The 19558-nt window shown below is 40.0% G+C and carries 15 protein-coding genes and 1 pseudogene; 6 read left to right on the plus strand and 10 right to left on the minus strand.

The window, feature by feature from the left end; all coding sequences use genetic code 11:
- Positions 1–34 precede the first annotated feature (34 nt).
- Positions 35–2563, minus strand: coding sequence for a TonB-dependent receptor (locus KFO40_RS02020; protein WP_008024272.1), 2529 nt, complete (start codon positions 2561–2563; stop codon positions 35–37).
- Between the two features lie 200 nt (positions 2564–2763).
- Here KFO40_RS02020 and KFO40_RS02025 point away from each other — a divergent pair, with 200 nt between their 5' ends.
- The gene (locus KFO40_RS02025) at positions 2764–3789 is read left to right on the plus strand and encodes an endonuclease (RefSeq protein WP_087323930.1); all 1026 of its coding nucleotides are present in this window, start codon (positions 2764–2766) and stop codon (positions 3787–3789) included.
- The gene (locus tag KFO40_RS02030) at positions 3786–4928 is read left to right on the plus strand and encodes a DNA/RNA non-specific endonuclease (protein WP_211146034.1); all 1143 of its coding nucleotides are present in this window, start codon (positions 3786–3788) and stop codon (positions 4926–4928) included. The genes KFO40_RS02025 and KFO40_RS02030 overlap by 4 nt, the downstream gene beginning before the upstream one ends.
- Positions 4929–5254: 326 nt before the next feature.
- On the opposite strand, the gene KFO40_RS02035 is transcribed toward KFO40_RS02030, so the two are convergent.
- From KFO40_RS02035 to prfB, 5 genes are all read right to left on the minus strand, one after another.
- Positions 5255–6547, minus strand: a complete 1293-nt coding sequence (locus KFO40_RS02035; protein ID WP_211146052.1) for an MgtC/SapB family protein — start codon at positions 6545–6547, stop codon at positions 5255–5257.
- 58 nt (positions 6548–6605) lie between these two features.
- Positions 6606–7073 carry a CYTH domain-containing protein gene (locus tag KFO40_RS02040; protein WP_117683142.1) on the minus strand — a complete coding sequence of 156 codons (468 nt, stop codon included), beginning with the start codon at positions 7071–7073 and terminating at the stop codon, positions 6606–6608.
- Between the two features lie 111 nt (positions 7074–7184).
- Entirely contained in the window at positions 7185–8237 is a 1053-nt protein-coding gene (locus KFO40_RS02045) for a porin (protein ID WP_008770408.1), read from the minus strand.
- Between the two features lie 235 nt (positions 8238–8472).
- Positions 8473–8607 (minus strand): hypothetical protein, encoded by a 135-nt coding sequence (locus KFO40_RS25805; protein WP_004299554.1) that lies wholly within the window; start codon positions 8605–8607, stop codon positions 8473–8475.
- Positions 8608–8691: 84 nt separating this feature from the next.
- Positions 8692–9808 (minus strand): peptide chain release factor 2 gene (gene prfB / locus KFO40_RS02050; RefSeq protein WP_117683141.1). Its coding sequence is split into 2 segments (ribosomal slippage): positions 8692–9744 and positions 9746–9808, totalling 1116 coding nucleotides; the frame shifts between segments, so codons are not numbered across the junction.
- Positions 9809–10079: 271 nt separating this feature from the next.
- On the opposite strand from prfB, the pseudogene KFO40_RS02055 reads away from it, so the two are divergent.
- Positions 10080–10406, plus strand: a pseudogene (locus tag KFO40_RS02055) (insulinase family protein); the annotation flags it as partial.
- 239 nt (positions 10407–10645) lie between these two features.
- On the opposite strand, the gene KFO40_RS02060 reads toward KFO40_RS02055, so the two are convergent.
- The gene (locus tag KFO40_RS02060; protein ID WP_211146035.1) at positions 10646–12460 is read right to left on the minus strand and encodes an AMP-dependent synthetase/ligase; all 1815 of its coding nucleotides are present in this window, start codon (positions 12458–12460) and stop codon (positions 10646–10648) included.
- Positions 12461–12569: 109 nt separating this feature from the next.
- Here KFO40_RS02060 and KFO40_RS02065 point away from each other — a divergent pair, with 109 nt between their 5' ends.
- Positions 12570–13637: a M20 family metallo-hydrolase gene (locus tag KFO40_RS02065; protein WP_087318166.1), complete on the plus strand. Its 1068-nt coding sequence runs from the start codon at positions 12570–12572 to the stop codon at positions 13635–13637.
- 87 nt (positions 13638–13724) lie between these two features.
- On the opposite strand, the gene KFO40_RS02070 is transcribed toward KFO40_RS02065, so the two are convergent.
- Together KFO40_RS02070 and KFO40_RS02075 are read right to left on the minus strand one after the other, a co-directional pair.
- A complete protein-coding gene (locus KFO40_RS02070) occupies positions 13725–14915 on the minus strand; it encodes a TlpA disulfide reductase family protein (protein WP_225450227.1) in 1191 nt (396 codons plus the stop codon).
- Between the two features lie 85 nt (positions 14916–15000).
- Complete coding sequence (locus KFO40_RS02075) at positions 15001–16020, minus strand: DUF2059 domain-containing protein (RefSeq protein WP_128859667.1); 1020 nt, start codon at positions 16018–16020, stop codon at positions 15001–15003.
- Between the two features lie 337 nt (positions 16021–16357).
- On the opposite strand from KFO40_RS02075, the gene KFO40_RS02080 reads away from it, so the two are divergent.
- Positions 16358–16825 (plus strand): hypothetical protein, encoded by a 468-nt coding sequence (locus tag KFO40_RS02080; RefSeq protein ID WP_004299546.1) that lies wholly within the window; start codon positions 16358–16360, stop codon positions 16823–16825.
- Positions 16826–17064: 239 nt separating this feature from the next.
- Here KFO40_RS02080 and KFO40_RS02085 read toward each other — a convergent pair whose 3' ends face one another.
- Complete coding sequence (locus KFO40_RS02085; RefSeq protein ID WP_049701691.1) at positions 17065–17700, minus strand: HU family DNA-binding protein; 636 nt, start codon at positions 17698–17700, stop codon at positions 17065–17067.
- Between the two features lie 333 nt (positions 17701–18033).
- Here KFO40_RS02085 and KFO40_RS02090 point away from each other — a divergent pair, with 333 nt between their 5' ends.
- Complete coding sequence (locus tag KFO40_RS02090; RefSeq protein WP_128858796.1) at positions 18034–19377, plus strand: VapE domain-containing protein; 1344 nt, start codon at positions 18034–18036, stop codon at positions 19375–19377.
- Positions 19378–19558: the final 181 nt, after the last annotated feature.

Here is a 19558-nt window from a genome sequence, read left to right on the forward strand (position 1 = left end):
TTTCTTATTGTTTTGGATTGATAACTACACATTCTTAAAATCTATAACCAATGTTCAAGAAAGCGTTGAACGGGAATGCGTAGAAATACTTAGAGTTCTTAGAAAACTTGTAAACACGTGCGTCACCGTCTTTGTAATTATCATCACGGTTCTGTTCGAAACCACCTGTACGCAAATCTGTATTGTTCAAGATATTAGTCAAACTCAAATTAAGGCTAATGCTCTTTCCATTGCGTAAACGAATGTATTTTCCGATGGAAGCATCCAACATAAATCCACCATCCAGTTTCTCCTGACCCGGTACATGGAGAACCGGATTTCCATTAGCATCTACGCCGGCACCATTTTTATCCAATACACTGCCAAGACGACGATAGCTTGAGAAATCGATATATACACGATCATAATAGTTTCCGGTCAAATTGAAGAACCAACCTTTTACGTTATAATCCAAAGCAAGGCTATAAGCAGAAAGCGGAGTACCATTAGCACGCATACCTTTAGCATAAACACGATCGAGGTTTGACTCATTCTCACTTTCATATGTCAATACAGCATCCGGATTATTGGTGTATTTAGCTTCACTCCAAGTACCGATAGCCGTCAATGAAAGTTCACTTGTCAACTTAAAGGTAGCCGCTGCTTCTATTCCCCAATGTTCCTTTTCAATGCCATTCATAGAAAGATAAGTGAAACGTGCTTCGCTATCATTATAAAAAGCATCCATTTCTACCTGATTCTGGAAGCGAGTGTAATAACCAGTCAAACGTCCCATCACCCATGGAGTGTTGAAGTTATAAGTCAAATCACCACCAATGATGCGCTCTGTTTTCAAGTCTCTCACAAAGTCATTCTTAATACGTGGAGCAATAAAAGAGTTATAGGCCAACGGTGCACGTTCTTCATATCCGGCATTCAACGTGAAAGAATGGTTACCATTGATAGCCCAATTCAAACCGGCTTTTATACCTCCTTCAAGGAATTTAGCCGTACCGCTGCTACCAAGTGATTTCAACGGAGCACGTCCGTTTCTCATCAATCCATCGCGGAACATCTGTGTAGATCCTATCTTACCGGAAGCAAAATAGTTTAATGACCCGCCATTGTTACCCTGATAACGCACCCATGCACTCTGCTTATTCACATAGATGTTATAATCATAACCAAATTTATCACCTTCACCAATACGGCGGTTAGGATTATCAAGATCATTTTGCACCATACTGGAACTAGCTCCATGATCGCGCACTGCAAATTTGTCGACGTCAGTATAAAGCTGTCCGCCCAGCAAATCCTTCATTTTTTTATAATGCATACCTTTGGTTGTATTCACGGCAACTCCCGCAATGTAGCTGTTGTGTTCATTCCATTGATGATTGAATACCGAACTAAGGTTGAAAGCCAACTGATCATCATGACGTTCTTCTACATAATAAAGTGTCTCTTTACCTAATGCATTCGCCTGTTTATTGGCAAAATAAAGAGCATCCCAATCTAACTGACGATAAGCTTTATTATTTTTCCAATTATCTGTAACTTCATTAAACTGCTGCAATTCATCGGCAGTAGGAACAGATTCCCATACATCAAAGATTGAGCTAGGCAACTTTTTATAATAATCCGGGCGTGGATCGGCCGCATTACCATTCCAGCCTAGAGCACTTTTCCCATAGTTAGAATATTTGAATCCGGCACTTGTCACTAATTTCTTATTATCATCAATAGTGAAATTCCATGAAGCAATAGCCGATGGTTCGAACTGACGTACAATACGTGCATTTCGTTTTTCTCCATTCTGATATCCCCAGTTCGGATTATAATAATGACTGTTCGCTAAATAATAAGCTTCTTCGGTTGCCGCCATTTGCTGTCCTCTCTCTGTCGGTGTTCCCCAAGTTGCCAAAGAGAGACTATGGCGTTCGTTGAATACTTTCTCCGCACCGAGGAAGTAAGAAAAAGAATTATATTTGATTCCTTCAATATTTCCCTCATTACCCCAGCGATAACCTAATGATCCGGTAAATGCCCAACCATTGTTCATCAGACCTGTAGAATAAGTATACATTCCACGCAAAATGTAGTTGCGGTTACTACCTGACAGTGTTAGTTTTGAGCCAGCCGCATATTGGCTGGCACGTAAATTGATATTGGTGGCACCTCCTATCGCACCAAAAGTAAAGTTGTTAAATTCAAAAGGACCGATCCCTTCCTTATTACGGGTAGCATCGTTCAATCCTCCTATTAATCCGTAGCTGAAACGTCCTGTTTCTGCATCATTAAACTGTACCCCATTGATATACATGTCACTGTACTGGGAATCATATCCCCTTACACGAAATCTCATTGGGCTAAACAGATAACCTACATTTGACAGATAAACATCATTGTTAGAAGTGACCAATGCAGATGTGCTCTGTGCTGCATCATCATCCTCATTCAATTGTGATTCTGTAAACATGAAAGAAGCATTGTCCTCACGGGCGTTTTGCTTTGCCTTTTGCTGCGCAAAAAGTGCTGGCATTAAGCAAAATAGCACGATCGCTAACCCTAGTCGTTGTTTCATAATTTAATTTATATTAATGTTAATTGGTCTTTCATTTTGCAACATAAAAGAAATATGTTGTTACGCAAAATAACAAAGAATTTTATATATAACAATGTTTTTTGCAAAAAAAGTAACTAGCAAGGGTGGTTTTTCCGTTTTCTTTTTAGATATTTGTCATACAAAAGACAAATTACCCACTTTTAAAATCAATTTTAAAGATGAAAAAAAGCTTAATGACTTTAGGTGTACTCGCTCTTTTTGTCCTCATGGCCTACGGACAAGAAAAGAAATTTGCCCTCTACAGTGTAGCGTTCTACAATATGGAGAATTTGTTTGACACCATTCATGATGAAGGTAAGAATGACTACGAGTATCTTCCTAACGGTACTAATCAGTGGAATACGATGAAGTATAAGGCTAAGCTGAAAAACATGTCGGAAATATTAAGTATGTTAAGTACCGACAAGTTACCAATGGGTCCCGCCATTATCGGCGTTTCTGAAATCGAAAATTACAGAGTATTGGAAGACATACTGAAACAACCTGCCTTAGCGGACAAAGGGTACCAGTATGTTCACTACGAAGGAGAAGACAGACGTGGTGTAGACTGTGCTTTTTTCTATAATCCCAAATTGTTTGAACTGACAAATAGTAAACTCGTACCTTATGTATATATCAATGATACAGTGCATAAAACACGTGGTTTCTTGATTGCCAGCGGTAATATCGCAGGTGAGAAAATGCACTTTATCGTCAATCACTGGCCTTCGAGAGCTGCCGCTTCTCCGGTGCGTGAACGCGCAGGGGAGCAAGTTAGAGCGATCAAAGACTCACTGTTAAGGGAAGACTCCGCAGCCAAAATTGTTATCATGGGGGATATGAACGATGACCCGATGGATAAAAGTATGGCTGTAGCACTTGGAGCTAAGCGGAAACCTGCTGATGTAGGTCCTACAGACTTGTACAATCCGTGGTGGGATACTTTGAAGAAAGGATACGGAACTCTGATGTACAAAGGTAAATGGAATTTGTTCGATCAAATTGTATTCACCGGGAATTTGTTGGGCACTGACCGCAGTACACTGAAATTCTATAAACATGAAATCTTCCGCCGTGATTTCATGTTCCAAAAAGAAGGGAAATATAAAGGATATCCTAAACGGACGCAAGCAGGTGGTGTATGGTTAAACGGATATAGCGATCACTTGCCTACTATTATTTATCTAATTAAAGAAGTGAAATGACAAAAGCATTATTTAGACTATTCATCCTGTTCATAACCTGTAGCACTGCAATCTCATGTAGTGAACAGGATTCTCCCGAGCTCCCTGATAATCCGGGCAATACGAATCAAGGAATCGCCTCTATAGACCAAACGCAAATCAATGGAAACGGAGGCGGATTTATCATTCGTGTAAAAGTTGACGGCATATGGCAGGCTTCAAGCAGTGAGACTTGGTGCACATTGAGTAGAGCATCCGGCAATGGAAATGGCTCTATCAGTGGATATATGAAAGCAAATACCGGAGCTGAACGAAGTGTCATTATTACAATCATAGCAGGGAAAGAAAAAGCAGAGTTTACACTCAAACAATTAGCTGGCAATGGCTCAAATCCAGATCCAGACCCGGAAAAACCTTCAGGATATGCAGGGAGAATTGAAATTCCGAAGTTGAAAGGTGGAAGCATGAACATTTTCCATACTTGGACAACAACAGAGAACGGAAAAAAGACTGTAACTTATAGCTATGAATATGATTGTACCAAAAAACATGTGCGTTGGGTAGCATTGACTTTTGATAATGTAACTTCTCAAAAGAATGTAGACCGTAAAGACGCTTATCAACCGGACCCCAATATTCCGGCGCAATATAGAACTGACAGGCAAGACTACTATTCACCTTATAATAGAGGACATATGGTAGCTTCAAGTGACAGATTATATAGCCGCGAAGCAAATAGTCAAACTTTCTATTATTCTAATATCAGTCCACAACTAATAACTGGATTCAACGAAGGTGGAAGTACTTGGGATGCAATAGAGAACAAGGTACAAGAGTGGGCAAAGGTCTCGAATCCACAAGACACAACTTATATTGTGAAAGGAACTTCCATAGATTATGCGATACTCGAGACAAGCAAATATAGGGTAAAGATACCTAAATATTACTTCAGTACAATCTTATCCTATAAAAATGGACAGTACAAAGCAATTGGATTTTATATAGAGCACAAAAGCGATAAATCGAAAAACATTAAAGCATGTGCCAGATCTATTGATGAATTAGAATCCCTAACTGGACTTGATTTCTATCACAATCTACCTGATGAAATCGAGACAGCAGTAGAGGCAAATTACAAAGAGAGTGATTGGTCTTGGTAAAGCTCTGCATCCGTCATTAATATCCAGAAGATGTGTGCCAAAAACCTAATCTTCCTTCCGACATAGAAAAAGACGTAGAAAAGAGTAAAGACAACTGGAAATGGTAACAAGTCATACCACTACTTAAAGGTATTCAACAAATATCTCACTTTGAATTTAAATGAAGAGTAAGTTTCCTTTTTAATGAAATTTACTCTTCATTTTTTATCCATTTCACTTTATCGAATATAGTCGATAAAAACACTTCTATTTTATCGACTATATTCGACAAAATAGAAGATTACTAGAACTAAGACCTATGAAAAACGATCAATTGCTCCCTTTTCTTAAATATAAAAGAACAGCAACAAAACGAGATTACAAGCAATTACCACACCGAATCCTCCCAAAATCCAAGGACGAAGTTTACTCCCCTTCCCTGCAAAGAATAGAGCATAGAACATGTTTACCATTATATTGCTAATAATAGCCTGCATACTACAAGCAGTAATTATCAGTGCAGCCACACTGCCTGTATTTTGCAACAAGTTTAATATAAAAGGAGTTATATCACTAAAACCGGAAACAAAAGACAAGAGATTTAATCCGCCTGTGCCCGCATACACTAACGTATAGTGAGTTAAGAAAGTGAATATCACAAAGAGTACGGCAAAAATCAAAGCAACTTTAAATTCCAACGGGTTGCTACTATCATCTTCTTCTGTTTCAGCAGGCTGGTCTTCCGGTCGTTTTTGTCGGGAATGGATAAACCAGGCAACAATAGCCGCCACCACCGCCATAGTCAACAGATACGGATAAATAGACAGGAAGATTTCTCTACTGAAAATAAGTATCAGTATCATAAATCGTAGAAACATCATGCTGACAGCCAACAGCATGGCAGCAACATAATCAGTCGCTTCCTGTTCAGAGGCTTTCCGGCTTTTACGGGCAAGTACCGAGATCGTAGCCGTACTGCTGTATAATCCACCAATAATACCAGAAACTAACGTTCCGGATTCATGGAATACATATCTCTTTAATAGGTAAGAGAGATAGGAAATGCCGGATACTACTACCGTTGCCAACCAGATAGAATAAGGAGTAAGATTAATATCCGGAATCAGATTCTTATGCGGAAGCATCGGTAATATGATACTGCTGATAGCCAAGAACTTGGCTAACGTAATCATTTCATCATTCTTCATCCGTTGAGCAAACTCTGTAAAAGTATGTTTGAGTTCAGTCAGCAGGAGCACAGTCACAACTACCATGACATAAAACCAGGAAGGTTGGGTAGCTACGATAGGAGCCATACAATAAGTAATCAGGGCAATAATGATGGTAGTTACACCAAAAACATGAAATTGTGATTGCTTTACATAATAGTTTAATCCCAACAGCAATCCCAATACCGCTCCACCTCCCATAAACAGACGCATATCCGTAGGGTCTAAGATATAAAGCAAGTAACCCAGTATACCAATAAAGGTAAAGGTGCGGTCGGTTCCGAAAAGAGTAGTTTCACCCTCACGCTTCAGACTGATTCGACGTTGCGAAAGTCCGATTAATAAAGAAAACAAGGTTACTAAAACAAAAGTAACCAATTCACGCGGCACATAACTGTACAACTGTTCCATATCCATACACTGCTCTCTTTTTTATATAAGAACAAATATACGGTTTATTTGTTAACGCTCACCACGTTTTATACGGTTTTTTCATTAGCTGTGAGTTATAGTAGCGTATGTCGCCCGTTACCTCCTCACCAATAAAGTCGGGTTTTACAAAAGCCTCATCTTCCGATTCCAGCTCTACTTCTGCCACAATAAGTCCTTCATTCTCATCATAAAACTCGTCGACCTCAAATACATGTTTGCCACTACGTACCAAATAACGGGTCTTGTCAATAATCCCCGGTTCGCAAAGCCTCATCAATTCTTCTGCTTCTGATAAGGCCAGCTCCTTTTCCCATTCATAACGACTGGTACCGGAAGCATTAGAAGCTCCCTTTATTGTCAGATAACCTTTTTCATCCCGAATACGAACCCGGACAGTACGCCCGCGAGCACTACTGATATACCCCTGCACAATATGACTCTGCGCAAAAGCCGAAGACTTGAATTCACCGATAACTAAAAATTTACGTTCTATTTCCTGTGCCATGGCACAAAGATAAATTAAAAATTGAGAATTAAAAAATGATAGTTTGATACCTCACATCATGTATCAGAAAACTACAATTCTTAATTCTCAATTTTCAAGTCTCTATTTATTTCAGAATCTCGTCATGAACTCAATCACGATTTTGTCCCGTTCCGATTCTTTTGGAACGCCGGAGTTCTTATAGAAATATTTCTCGAAGTTCAGTCGGAGGTCGGCAATGAAAGCTTTGGAAAGACTTAATGTGATTCCGCCTGTCACACGATGTCGGGCATAATCATTTATAATCAAAGCTTTTGTCGTTTCATCCATCTTACCATCACTATGATCGGTCATCATATCATAGCGAGCCAGGAAGGAGATTTTATTGAATACTTTCTTTAATGGTAAATCGTAATTAATAAAACTATTCACCGCATGAACATCTTTAAATGCTTCGTGACCGTACATTTTATATAAATATTCCGCCTCAATATGAAAACGGTCATTCTGATAATAGACACCGGCATCGTACATATTAATCCGCACATTTTCCGGTTTTATCATTTGGGTGCTAAGTGTCAGATTCCAGTTCTTATTAGGCAGTAACTGCGCTTTTATGGAGTAATTCAGCGTTTTATGCCATTCTTTCTGATTTGTCAGACCGGAGCCGTTAAACAATCCCCCTTCAAGAATAAATGGGAAACCGTCTTTATTCGTATAACCAGCCGTCAAACCGACATCACGCACATTTCCTACTTGCTTGGCAATGAATGAACGGTTGGCAAAATACTGCTGATGTGGTGAGCGGTGAGCATCTATCGTGAAAGGAACGCGCATCTGACCGATCGTAAAATTCAGGTCTTTCACCGGAAAAACACGTGCATACGCATCAAGCATCTTGATAGAGCCTTCATCGGAAAGGTCGATTTCCGCTTTATAAGCAACTATCGGATGCACATTTCCCGAAACACTGAAGCGTGCATTACGTACTTCAAAACGGCTTTCACTTGTTTCTGTCTGGTATTCGTACTTTCCCCGGATTGTTCCGTGAATCTCCGGCAGATAATCCTTAAACTCCATGGTCTGTTTATCCAGCATCTTACCATCCCCTGCATCTTCTTTTGCCTGTCCAAAGGCCATTGTCGCCAGCAAAAGCATAACGACGGTTGTTCTGATTCTACTCATTTCAGTTGTCTGCTACTAAATTCACGGCAAAAGTACAACTGTGAGGATATACGGAGATGACAAATTAACTACGGGAAAATGACAGAAAAGTTACATTTATATTACAGAGAACACAAATGCATTACAAAACAAAGAGTTCGCCACAAATTACGCAGATTAACACAGATCGGATTTGATATTTATCCTATCAATAACCAAACAATCTGGGTTAACCGTATAATTTGTGGCGAACTTATCAGCCGAAAAAGGAAAATGCGATCAGCATAATCAATGCCAAAATAATTAATGAGACGAACACTATTTTGACAACCTTCTGGGCTTGTTCTTCTTCTTTCTTACTAATTGCTACTTTTTTCTTCACCTTACCCATAATAGTTAGCTTTAAAGTTCAACGCTAACAAAGTAAGTACAAATCTATTAACTTTCCAAAAATAATTCTTGCTAATTTTATTTTTTATGATTCTTGTGAAGAAAACTCCATCAAATAAGCTTTGATAAAGCCATCTATTTTGCCATCCATCACACCGTTCACATCCGAAGTCTGATAGTTGGTACGATGATCTTTCACGCGACGGTCATCAAATACGTAGCTACGGATCTGGGAACCCCACTCGATCTTCTTCTTACCGGCTTCCACTTTCGCCTGTTCTGCCATACGATGCTGCAATTCCTTATCATACAAGATGGAACGTAGTTGACGCATTGCATTCTCACGGTTCTTCGGCTGGTCACGAGTTTCGGTATTTTCAATCAGGATTTCTTCTTCCTCACCGGTATAAGGATCTTTGTATTGATAACGCAAACGGACACCGGATTCTACCTTATTTACATTCTGTCCACCGGCACCACCGCTTCGGAATGTATCCCAAGAGATGTTGGCAGGCAAAATATTTACCTCGATACTGTCATCCACCAGCGGAGTAACGAATACAGAAGCAAAGGAAGTCATACGTTTACCTTGCGCATTGTACGGAGAAACACGAACCAGGCGGTGCACACCGTTCTCTCCCTTCAAATAACCGTATGCAAAATCACCTTCAATATTGATAGTACAGGTTTTGATTCCGGCTTCGTCACCTTCCTGAAGGTTGGCAATGGTAGCTTTATAACCGTTGGTCTCGGCATAACGCAGATACATACGCATCAGCATAGAAGCCCAGTCCTGACTTTCCGTACCACCGGCACCTGAATTGATTTTCAACACACAATCCATCTGGTCGGCTTCGTCACGAAGCATATTTTTGAGTTCGAGTGCCTCTACCGCTTCACTAGCTTTGGCGTAAGCAGCGTCCACATCTTCCTCGGTCACCAGTTCTTCTTTATAGAAATCAAATGCCAGTTCAAGTTCATCTGCCAATGTCTTGAGTTCGTTGTATCCTTCAATCCACTTTTGCAGGTCTTTCACCAATTTCATTTGAGCTTCGGCCTTCTTCTGGTCATCCCAAAATCCCGGAGCTTGTGTTCTTAATTGCTCTTCTTCGACTTGAATTTTCTTCCCGTCGATGTCAAAGATACCTCCTCAGCGCATCAGTGCGCTCTTTCACGTCTTTAAGTTGTTCAATAGTAATCATTTGATTTACAATTTTATTATTTACAAAATTCAGATATCGGGGGACAAAGATAAGCAAAAATCTGCTACCTTTGTTTTTGTTATTAAAATGTTGTCATATTATGAACAAACTATTGAAACTTTCTTGCTTGTCACTCTTCCTGACATAATATCTGGGTACTTCGGACATAACACCGGAGGAACTGAAAAGTGAATTCTATCGCTTGGCTTGTACTTTCTACGTATCTCCGGGCAACGAACGTACGTATGTCGTACTCTCCGGACTGAATGAGAATATGCCGGAATCGGAGGCTGCATTCAAACTGGCTAAAGACGGATTAACGAACCGCCTGCGTACCGAACGTATCATCAAAGGTGACATCATCTGGAGTTATATCAATGCACAGGACCTAGGCCAAAACGTAGACCCGCGTATCAAGCTCTACAATGATATACAGAACATGACGCTGAAAGACATTGCCGATTTCCAAAAGCAATGGGTAAAAGGACGCACGTATGTTTATTGCATTCTGGGAGATAAGAAGGATTTGGAACTGGATAAGCTGAAAGCTGTAGGTCTTATTGAAGAATTGACACAGGAGCAGATTTTCGGATACTAAAAAGGAACGAATAAACTAAGTATGTCTTCTAAATAAGTTTATACTATCAAAATCAAGAAGTTTTTCTTTATAAGGAATTTGTAAAAATGAAAACAATACAAACTAATTAGGGAGATGTACTTATAAATAATAAACGGTGAACAACTCTGCCAATTGCACAGATTTTGTTCACCGTTTTATTGTTTGCGACTTATCGTTTACGGTTTACCGTTTCATATTTAACGTTCACCGTCCATCGCTTATTTCTCATTTTCTTCGTACATCTTTTCAATCTGCTCACTATAATTCTTGGCAACTACCGACCGTTTCAATTTCAACGTATTAGTCAGTTCTCCACGTTCCATACTGAACGGTTCGGGAAGCAGAGTGAAACGTTTGATTTGCTCATAGTGTGCAAATTGCTGTTGGAGTGTATCAATCCGTGCACGGAACAATCCTACAATCTTCGGATGTTTCAACAGTTCCTCCATATCTTTGTATTTAATGCCTTTTTCTTCCGCATACTCTTTCACAAACCCATATACAGGAACAATCAGAGCGGAAACAAACTTACGCTGATCGGCAATAATGGCAATCTGGTCAATATAACGGTCAATAACCAATTTCGTTTCCAAAGCTTGCGGAGCAACATATTTGCCGTTCGATGTTTTGAATAGGTCTTTAATGCGTTCCGTCAGGAAAAGCTGGCCATTTTTAAAGTAACCGGCATCACCTGTATGAAACCAGCCATCCGGTTCAATGGCAGCAGCCGTAGCTTCTGCTTTCTTATAATAACCTTTGGTAATCGTCTTGCCCCGAAGAAGAATTTCATTGTCTTCACCGATTTTCACTTCAATTCCCGGAAGTACAACACCTACTGAACCGATATCATAGCCAACCGGCAATGTACAAGATACAGTGGCCGTCGATTCCGTCAAACCATATCCTACCACCATATTGATTCCTACCGAATGGACAAATTCATTGATTTCATCGGGGACGGCAGCACCGGCAGTCGGGAAAAAGTTACCGTTCTCAATACCGATTGTTTTTTTCAGTAGAGAGTAGATTGTCTTTTCGTAGAATTTATATTTCAGTTGATTCATCACCGGAGGAGTCTTACCCAAACGCAGATAATCCAGATTATGGATTCTACCTACCCGGATAGCATCCAGCATCAGTGCTTTCTTCAACCCTGTTGTTTCGTTAATTTTCTCCTGTACACCTGCATATACTTTCTCCCAGAAACGGGGAACACTACACATCAGTGTCGGACGAATTTCCTTAATCGTTGTCTGAATATCCGCCGGACGGAGATTGATACAAATCTGCACTCCTTTATGAATACAGAGATAACACCATGCTTTCTCAAACACGTGTGTCAAGGGGAGGAAGTTCATAGATACATCCTTATCCGACATAGTCGTCAAACGGTCATCGTGTGTATGAAACTGTTCCAGATAACAGGAATGATGAAGCATGACGCCCTTCGGTTCACCCGTTGTGCCGGATGTATAGAGAATGTTTGCCAAGTCATCATAAGAAGCCCGTTCGGTACGTTCTTCTACCGTATTATTGTGAGGCAATCCCTCTCCCATCGCCATAAACTCATCAAAATAGATAGACGATACGTCGCGAGGATCTTTCACTACCGAACGGTCAAAAATAATCAGTTGTTGCAGAGAGGTGCAGAAACCAAAGATGCTGAAAGCAGCATCATACTGGTATTGCTCGCCTACAAAAAGGAAACGAATCTGCGCATCATTAATGATATATTGCGCCTGCGCAGGTGAACTCGTTGCATAAAACGGAATAGTAACAGCCCGATTGGCAAACGCGCCAAAGTCGACATAGAACCATTCGGGTTTATTTTGTGAAAATATACCGATATTCTCTTGTTCTTCTACTCCCAATGCCACGAAAGCATTAGCTGCTTGCCGTACTGATCCGGAGAACTGCTTCCATGAAATAGGAATCCATTGAGCTGTCTCATAGTCACGGTATTTTAAGGCTACCTTGTCGCCATATTTTTCGGCCTGACGATGGACCAGGACAGATAAATGATGATAAGTCATACTCTTTGTATTAGTAAATATGGTACAAAGGTATTAGTTTTATTTGAAACTATTGCTCAAAACGACTATCTTTGTGCAAATATTAAGGTATAGATAAAAGATTTGCACTATGAAATATGATATTCCGTATATGACAACAGAGGCTGTAAGCCTGCTTAAATCACTGATTAGTATTCCTTCAATCAGCCGGGAAGAAACCCAAGCTGCGGATTTCCTGCAAAACTATATTGAAATGGCAGGTATGCAGACGGGACGTAAAGGAAATAATGTGTGGTGCTTTAGTCCTATGTTTGATCTGAAGAAGCCGACTATTTTACTTAACTCCCACATAGACACAGTGAAACCTGTTAACGGTTGGCGAAAAGATCCGTTCACTCCACGTGAAGAAAACGGTAAGTTATATGGATTAGGAAGTAACGATGCCGGTGCCAGCGTTGTTTCGTTATTACAGGTGTTCCTGCAACTATGTCGTACTTCGCAGAAGTATAATCTGATTTATCTGGCCTCTTGTGAAGAAGAAGTTTCAGGCAAGGATGGCATTGAGAGTGTATTACAGGGGCTCCCTCCTGTTTCGTTCGCCATAGTAGGTGAACCTACAGAGATGCAACCCGCCATTGCCGAGAAGGGATTAATGGTACTAGATGTTACCGCAACAGGTAAAGCAGGACACGCAGCGCGTAATGAAGGAGACAATGCTATTTACAAAGTATTGGATGATATTGCCTGGTTCCGTGACTATCGTTTTGAGAAAGAATCGCCCTTGTTGGGTCCCGTGAAGATGAGTGTTACTGTTATCAATGCCGGTACACAACACAATGTGATTCCCGACAAATGTACTTTCATCGTCGATGTCCGGAGTAACGAGCTTTACTCAAATGAAGAACTGTTTGCTGAAATCAAAAAGCATATTTCCTGTGAAGCCCAAGCTCGTTCATTCCGTCTCAATTCTTCACGAATTGACGAGAAACACCCATTTGTACAGAAAGCTATGAAGTTAGGACGCGTTCCTTTTGGTTCTCCAACATTGTCCGACCAAGCACTAATGTCCTTCCCATCGGTAAAAATTGGTCCGGGCCGTTCGTCACGTTCACACACGGCAGAAGAATATATCATGTTAAAAGAAATAGAAGAAGCTATCGGACTTTATTTAGAGCTATTGGACGGACTTCTGATTTAATAAAAGTCATTGGTGAATTGATAATTGTTATCCTATTATATAGTTCTCAACTATCAATTCACCCATACAATAAAAACAAAGCAACGATTATTCAAACAACTTCGATAAAGCTTCCTCCAGTTTTTCACCCCTTAAGTTTTTGTCTATAACAATTCCCGTAGGATCTACAAGGAAAGTTCTGGGTATAGCATAGATACCATATATATCAGAAGCATCCACATCCAACAATTGTACCCAATTCATTCCAAGTTCTTCAACAGCAGCCCTCCAAGGTTTCAGTTTCCGATCTGTAGATATGCTAATCACCTCAAATCCCTTAGAAGCATATTTTTCATAAGCAGCTTTCACATTGGGCATTTCATGCCGGCAAGGTCCGCACCATGAAGCCCAAAAGTCAATCAAGACATATTTTCCCTTACCCACATAATCAGACAAGAGCTTCATGTTGCCAGCATTGTCTTTCACTTTAGCATCCGGGAAACGTTCGCCAATCTTTATCTTGGCATCCATTTCCTGCCGTTTCTTTTGTTCTTCACGCTGCTCCGGAGTCATTTTATTTTCAAGTTCCGCCTTCCTTCGCAGCTCTGCTTGGTTCTTCTTTTCCACAATATTTCTCACCAAATTATTTTGTGAAAACAGAGGCGAAGCTTCTTTCATCAGAATCTTCATATCATCAAAAGGCATCATCATACCTCCAACGGAGAAAAGATATACACCCACTATACTATTCTTATAATCCTTTATACAATGTGATACAGAATCCACTTGTGCAAGAAAATTCTTCTCTATTTTATCATATCTTGCTCTAAATGCAGTATCATTCACCATCTTATCAGCAAATTCTTCAGATTTCATTCCAGCCATTAACTTATAAATACTATCTGATGTTTTCAACATATTATCCATTATTAGCTGCATACGATTTAAAGCTATATTCAATGAATCATTTAAAGGCGTTCCCCCTCTCTTATTCGCAGCAATATTTACTGATATTTCTCCTTTTTCGAAAATCAACGGATAGGTTTCTCCATCCATATCCTTGATGATTGCAATATCCGGCATCTGATGTACACCAGAAAAAGAGAACTTACCTTTTTCCACTGTTGTACTGTCCAAAACGACTTCTTTAGCTTGCTCTCCATCTCCCATCAGGCATAAATACAACAATTGATTATTCAATTCCTCATCAGCAATACCTCGGATAGAGAATTTCTCTTGGGCAGAAGAAAATATAGCAATAGCACAAAACGTGCATAAAATCATAATTCGATTTCTCATACGGAATAAGTTTATATCAAAAAAAAAGTTCACACTCATGTTCAATACCTGCTATTGTCATTTCAAATTCTAATAATCATTTGAACTAATAATAGATCTTCTTATTTTTCTTATCGGAAACGACCTGATAATCTTTCACCTTTACATTAAAATATGATTTAGACTTTCCATCATCATTAGAAGGCAACTGTTCTTTATCTTTTTTGTGTGGCAACTCAAGAATATCTATTTCTTTCACACTCTTCTTCAGTTTCGGGAATAAAAGACTGATATAAATATATTTATGATTAAATCCTTTGACAGCCAACAGCCTCCCCATCGGAGCTCCACCATCATATCCCCGCACATTATACTCATCGCCACTTTTCTTATCGATAATCTTAAATCCCGGACTATAATACAACCATTGCCAATCCCAATAAATAGGTTGTATGAATGTCACTTTAGTATCATTCTTTCTCCTTTCAATCGAATATAAAGAAGGAGTTGTAGACCTCCCATTCTCATACGCTTTCTCATACACCTCTTCAGGAACTATAACTATACTATCGCTTGGAAGCATATAGGCTTGTGCATATAATTCTTTATCACGCTTCTTCTTTTGCTCATATTCTTTCAACCGCTGTTCACCTCTTTTTACTCGTTCACTTTTCTCCGGCATTATCTCTTTGAACATCTCTGTCTGGAGTTGCTGCACTAACAACGGCATTGCTTCACGCATAACAATCAACGAAGCCTCTTTATATTTTTCACCTACAGGAGATTCATAAAATGCAGCAACAACCTTCAATTCTTCCAATGTTAAATGCTTCTCATAAATAGGCATATACATTTCAAATATCTTATTTTCCATCTTCTGTTTCCATTTTTTAGCAAACTCATTCCAATAAACCTCATTTTCTTTCGGCGCATTTAATTTCATTATAGAAGATAATTTCTGGAAAAAGTCATCTGTAGTAGTCGAAGTACCAGAAAAGTCCATAATCTTCTTCAACGTTTCTTTGTACTCATCTGTCGCATTTGTATTTTGTGCAGAAGCTGGTAAAATTAAAGTAAACAGTGCAATTATGCACATCATTACTTTGGGAAGGAAAATGTTTTTCATAATTATCTGATTTTATTTATTTTGATTCCATATTTTATTTTGCATTTCCTACAAAGATACACATTAAATCTATATCATTTAATAGAATAGTACAATCAATGAGGCTACTATCCGGCTGCCCTGCAATGTATAGATAAACGAAATATCCCCTATTCATCCCTAATTATAACATTCATCCCCCTCTCTTATCAAAATGACTTTGAACAATTCATTTCATCTTTTGATATGATATTATTATCTTTTTCTCACATACTTCGTTCATTTTTCGTAATTAACGCTATCTTTGCAATAGGTCGCTAAATCTAAATAAGACTTTCAAAATACATAATATACGAATATGAAAAAGATTTTATTTTTATATATCATTCATCTAGGATTTGCCCTACAACCCATACAAATTCAAGCTTGTTGTCTCGACAATGAGGCTGTTCTCGCCAATGGGACTGCCATTATTCTACAATCACCTAAAGTGGACAATACCAAAACCATTCAGTTCATCAAAGATTTCTACGCAAACTACGTTTTTGGAGCAAAGAATTATGTTCCGGCAGTAAAAAAGCATTGTACAGCCAAATTGCAAAAGCAGCTGAAAGATAACTACGAGTATGACGGCGAAGGATATGCGATATGGAACTTCCGAACAGGTATGCAAGACGGACCAAGCGACATATCTAAAGTAACATCAGTAACTGCATTGGGAAATGGTTTATACAAGGTCAATTTCATTGATATGGGAATAAAGGGTAACCGTACTTTGAAAATTATCGACGTAAACGGGACACTGAAGTTCGATGCTATTAAATAGTCCCCTCTAAGCAGATATATTATCAATTTAACAGATAACTAAAAAAGCCTTACTATTCAATCAAACAATGAAAGTAAATCATCTATAAGACTACATCCTTCACCGCTTTCACCTTCTTCCCGAAACCTCCGTCCAGAGCAGGAAAGCGGGTGAAAGCGAGTATGCAAAAGCCCTTCTATCACGCTTTCACCACTTTCACCGACACACTTCAAATCGACGCTTACTCAAATCGTTTCCGCTTACCGCCGGAGCACATCACGAGACACCCCGTAATAACCCGCTGCAGCCACATAAATCGGCTGCATACGTTTGCCGATATTTCGCAATTTACCTTCTTCCAGCAATCGCCGGAGATGACGATTCGCCGTAGTCCGTGTCATGCAGCATACTTCCTGAAAATCATAACGAAGCATTACGTCATGATCGGCGAAATATTCCTTCAGCCGCATATCTATCTCCACCTCCGACAAAGACTCCGAATGGCGTGCATACTTACTCCGGCTGGCTTTGACACCTACCAATTCACCCCGCAGGCGAGCATCCGGACGGAAACCGATTGTTTTCAGTTCCATCTTCGACCATTTGTTTTTAGTACTGCGGGTCACCTTTTGCGTGCTCCTCAAAATAGGGGCAAAATAGCCTAGCCCCTCGATATGTACCTCGCGTCCTTCACGTAGTTCTTCACCACAAATTTGGGCCAGCATCTCGAACGCATTTTTTACATCACCTACGGAAAGCGAACTGCGTCCGTGAATCATCCGGCACAGTTTATCCGTTCCCACCTTACCATTCAAAAAAATGCGGGGATGCAAACCTTTCTCTTCCGAATCATCGGACTCACCGGGATTCTCATACCAATCGTAAAGTATAGCCATTAGTAGTTAACGTTTTGATAGTGAATATATTTCATGTAAAAACTTTAAGTTTATTATTAAACCACTACTGTGGTTCATTCAAATCACAGTCGTTATCCAATTAGATCACTCTTGTCATTTGATTGGACCACGAAAGTGAATCAAAAATAACTCTTCGTCAAAGATACGATAAAAAATAGAGAAAAGGACGATAAGAAGCCGCCTTCTTCAGTCAAGTAGAAATTAATATTTTTTCCGGAGAAATACTTGCAAACCGGTATCATCCGATAGTACATTCGCAGTATCAGCGCTGAACAATAAACCGATTTTAATCACTAAAAAATAGAAAAAATAATGAATGCAATAACATTGATATGGAGACAGGTATTGAAGGAACTAAAATTGTTTCAAATGAAAGAGAACAAAGAAGATGCAGTTGAGAAAACAGACAAAGAGCCACAGAAAACGCTAAAATGTCATGAAGATAAATATACCGTTCTCCTGCCGGACACTGCACCGCCTACTGGAAGGGAGAAAGAGGCAGAGCGAAAACAACCGGTTCGGTTAACCCAAGAGGTACGTACATTCCTGCAAAAACAGTATGATTTTCGTTACAACCTATTGACGGAAGAAACGGAATATCGCCCTGCCAACAAACGTGCCGTTCCTTTCGAACCTGTAAATAAGCGGGAACTGAACACTTTCTGCATGGAAGCACACGACCAGGGCATATCCTGCTGGGATAAAGACTTGAGCCGTTACATTTATTCCACTTGTATTCCTGAATACCATCCTTTCCGGCTTTACATGGAAGAACTGCCCGGCTGGGATGGGACAGACAGACTGGAGGCTTTGGCGCAGCGTGTCTCTGACAATCAGCTCTGGATAAAAAGCTTCCATACCTGGATGCTGGGACTCACCGCCCAATGGTTAGGCATGACGGGAATACATGCCAACAGCGTAGCCCCCATACTTGTCAGCAGCGAGCAGGGACGACAAAAATCCACATTTTGCAAGGCACTGATGCCGCCGGCACTGTCACGTTATTACATGGACAACCTGAAACTGTCTGCACAAGGAAAACCGGAAAGGTTACTTGCCGAAATGGGACTCCTGAACATGGATGAATTTGACAAGTACGGAACGCAGCAAATGCCATTATTGAAAAATCTAATGCAAATGGCAAACCTAAATATCTGCAAAGCTTATCAAAAGAATTTCCGCAACTTGCCGCGCATCGCTTCTTTCATCGGTACAAGCAACCGCTTTGACTTGCTCACCGATCCCACCGGTAGCCGGCGATTCATCTGCATTGAAGCAGAACATCTGATCGATTGCGAAGGGATCATGCACGATCAGATCTATGCCCAACTGAAAGCTGAACTGCTCTCCGGCATCCGCTATTGGTTCACAAAAGAAGAGGAACGGGAACTGCAACGCCACAATGCTGCTTTTTATCATCCGTGTCCGGCAGAGGAAATCTTTCATGCCTGCTTCCGGATAGCTAAAGATGATGAAGAGGGAAGCGAACGGCTCTCGGCTTCGGATATATTCAGGAGACTGAAGATGTATAACCCCGCTGCCATGCGAGGAAGTAATCCGGCTACATTCGCGCAAGTTTTACTTGCGGCAGGGGTCACCCGCAAACATACCAAATATGGGAATGTGTATCTGGTGAAACCGATGAAAGCGGCATAAAGCTTCAAATAGAGGAAGGGTTCACCCGTAAGGATCTGGGGAGTAATGGTTTATAATAGGAGTGAAAGAGGTGAAAGAAGTAAAAAGAAAAAGAGGACATTAAGAGGGAAATAAGCTATAAACAGTAAGATTTTGAATAGAAAATCAGGAAAAACTTGATTATCTATTCAATATCTTACTG

Origin of the sequence: Bacteroides sp. 1001302B_160321_D4, assembly GCF_015667765.1 — a bacterium.
In the GTDB taxonomy this organism is placed as follows: Bacteria; Bacteroidota; Bacteroidia; order Bacteroidales; family Bacteroidaceae; genus Bacteroides; species Bacteroides xylanisolvens.

Bases quoted from the DNA above. Each gene is read 5' to 3' on its own strand.
- KFO40_RS02020 (WP_008024272.1), bottom strand. From the start codon at position 2,563: ATGAAACAACGACTAGGGTTAGCGATCGTGCTATTTTGCTTAATGCCA.
- KFO40_RS02025 (WP_087323930.1), top strand. From the start codon at position 2,764: ATGAAAAAAAGCTTAATGACTTTAGGTGTACTCGCTCTTTTTGTCCTC.
- KFO40_RS02030 (WP_211146034.1), top strand. From the start codon at position 3,786: ATGACAAAAGCATTATTTAGACTATTCATCCTGTTCATAACCTGTAGC.
- KFO40_RS02035 (WP_211146052.1), bottom strand. From the start codon at position 6,547: ATGGAACAGTTGTACAGTTATGTGCCGCGTGAATTGGTTACTTTTGTT.
- KFO40_RS02040 (WP_117683142.1), bottom strand. From the start codon at position 7,073: ATGGCACAGGAAATAGAACGTAAATTTTTAGTTATCGGTGAATTCAAG.
- KFO40_RS02045 (WP_008770408.1), bottom strand. From the start codon at position 8,237: ATGAGTAGAATCAGAACAACCGTCGTTATGCTTTTGCTGGCGACAATG.
- KFO40_RS25805 (WP_004299554.1), bottom strand. From the start codon at position 8,607: ATGGGTAAGGTGAAGAAAAAAGTAGCAATTAGTAAGAAAGAAGAAGAA.
- KFO40_RS02060 (WP_211146035.1), bottom strand. From the start codon at position 12,460: ATGACTTATCATCATTTATCTGTCCTGGTCCATCGTCAGGCCGAAAAA.
- KFO40_RS02065 (WP_087318166.1), top strand. From the start codon at position 12,570: ATGAAATATGATATTCCGTATATGACAACAGAGGCTGTAAGCCTGCTT.
- KFO40_RS02070 (WP_225450227.1), bottom strand. From the start codon at position 14,915: ATGAGAAATCGAATTATGATTTTATGCACGTTTTGTGCTATTGCTATA.
- KFO40_RS02075 (WP_128859667.1), bottom strand. From the start codon at position 16,020: ATGAAAAACATTTTCCTTCCCAAAGTAATGATGTGCATAATTGCACTG.
- KFO40_RS02080 (WP_004299546.1), top strand. From the start codon at position 16,358: ATGAAAAAGATTTTATTTTTATATATCATTCATCTAGGATTTGCCCTA.
- KFO40_RS02085 (WP_049701691.1), bottom strand. From the start codon at position 17,700: ATGGCTATACTTTACGATTGGTATGAGAATCCCGGTGAGTCCGATGAT.
- KFO40_RS02090 (WP_128858796.1), top strand. From the start codon at position 18,034: ATGAATGCAATAACATTGATATGGAGACAGGTATTGAAGGAACTAAAA.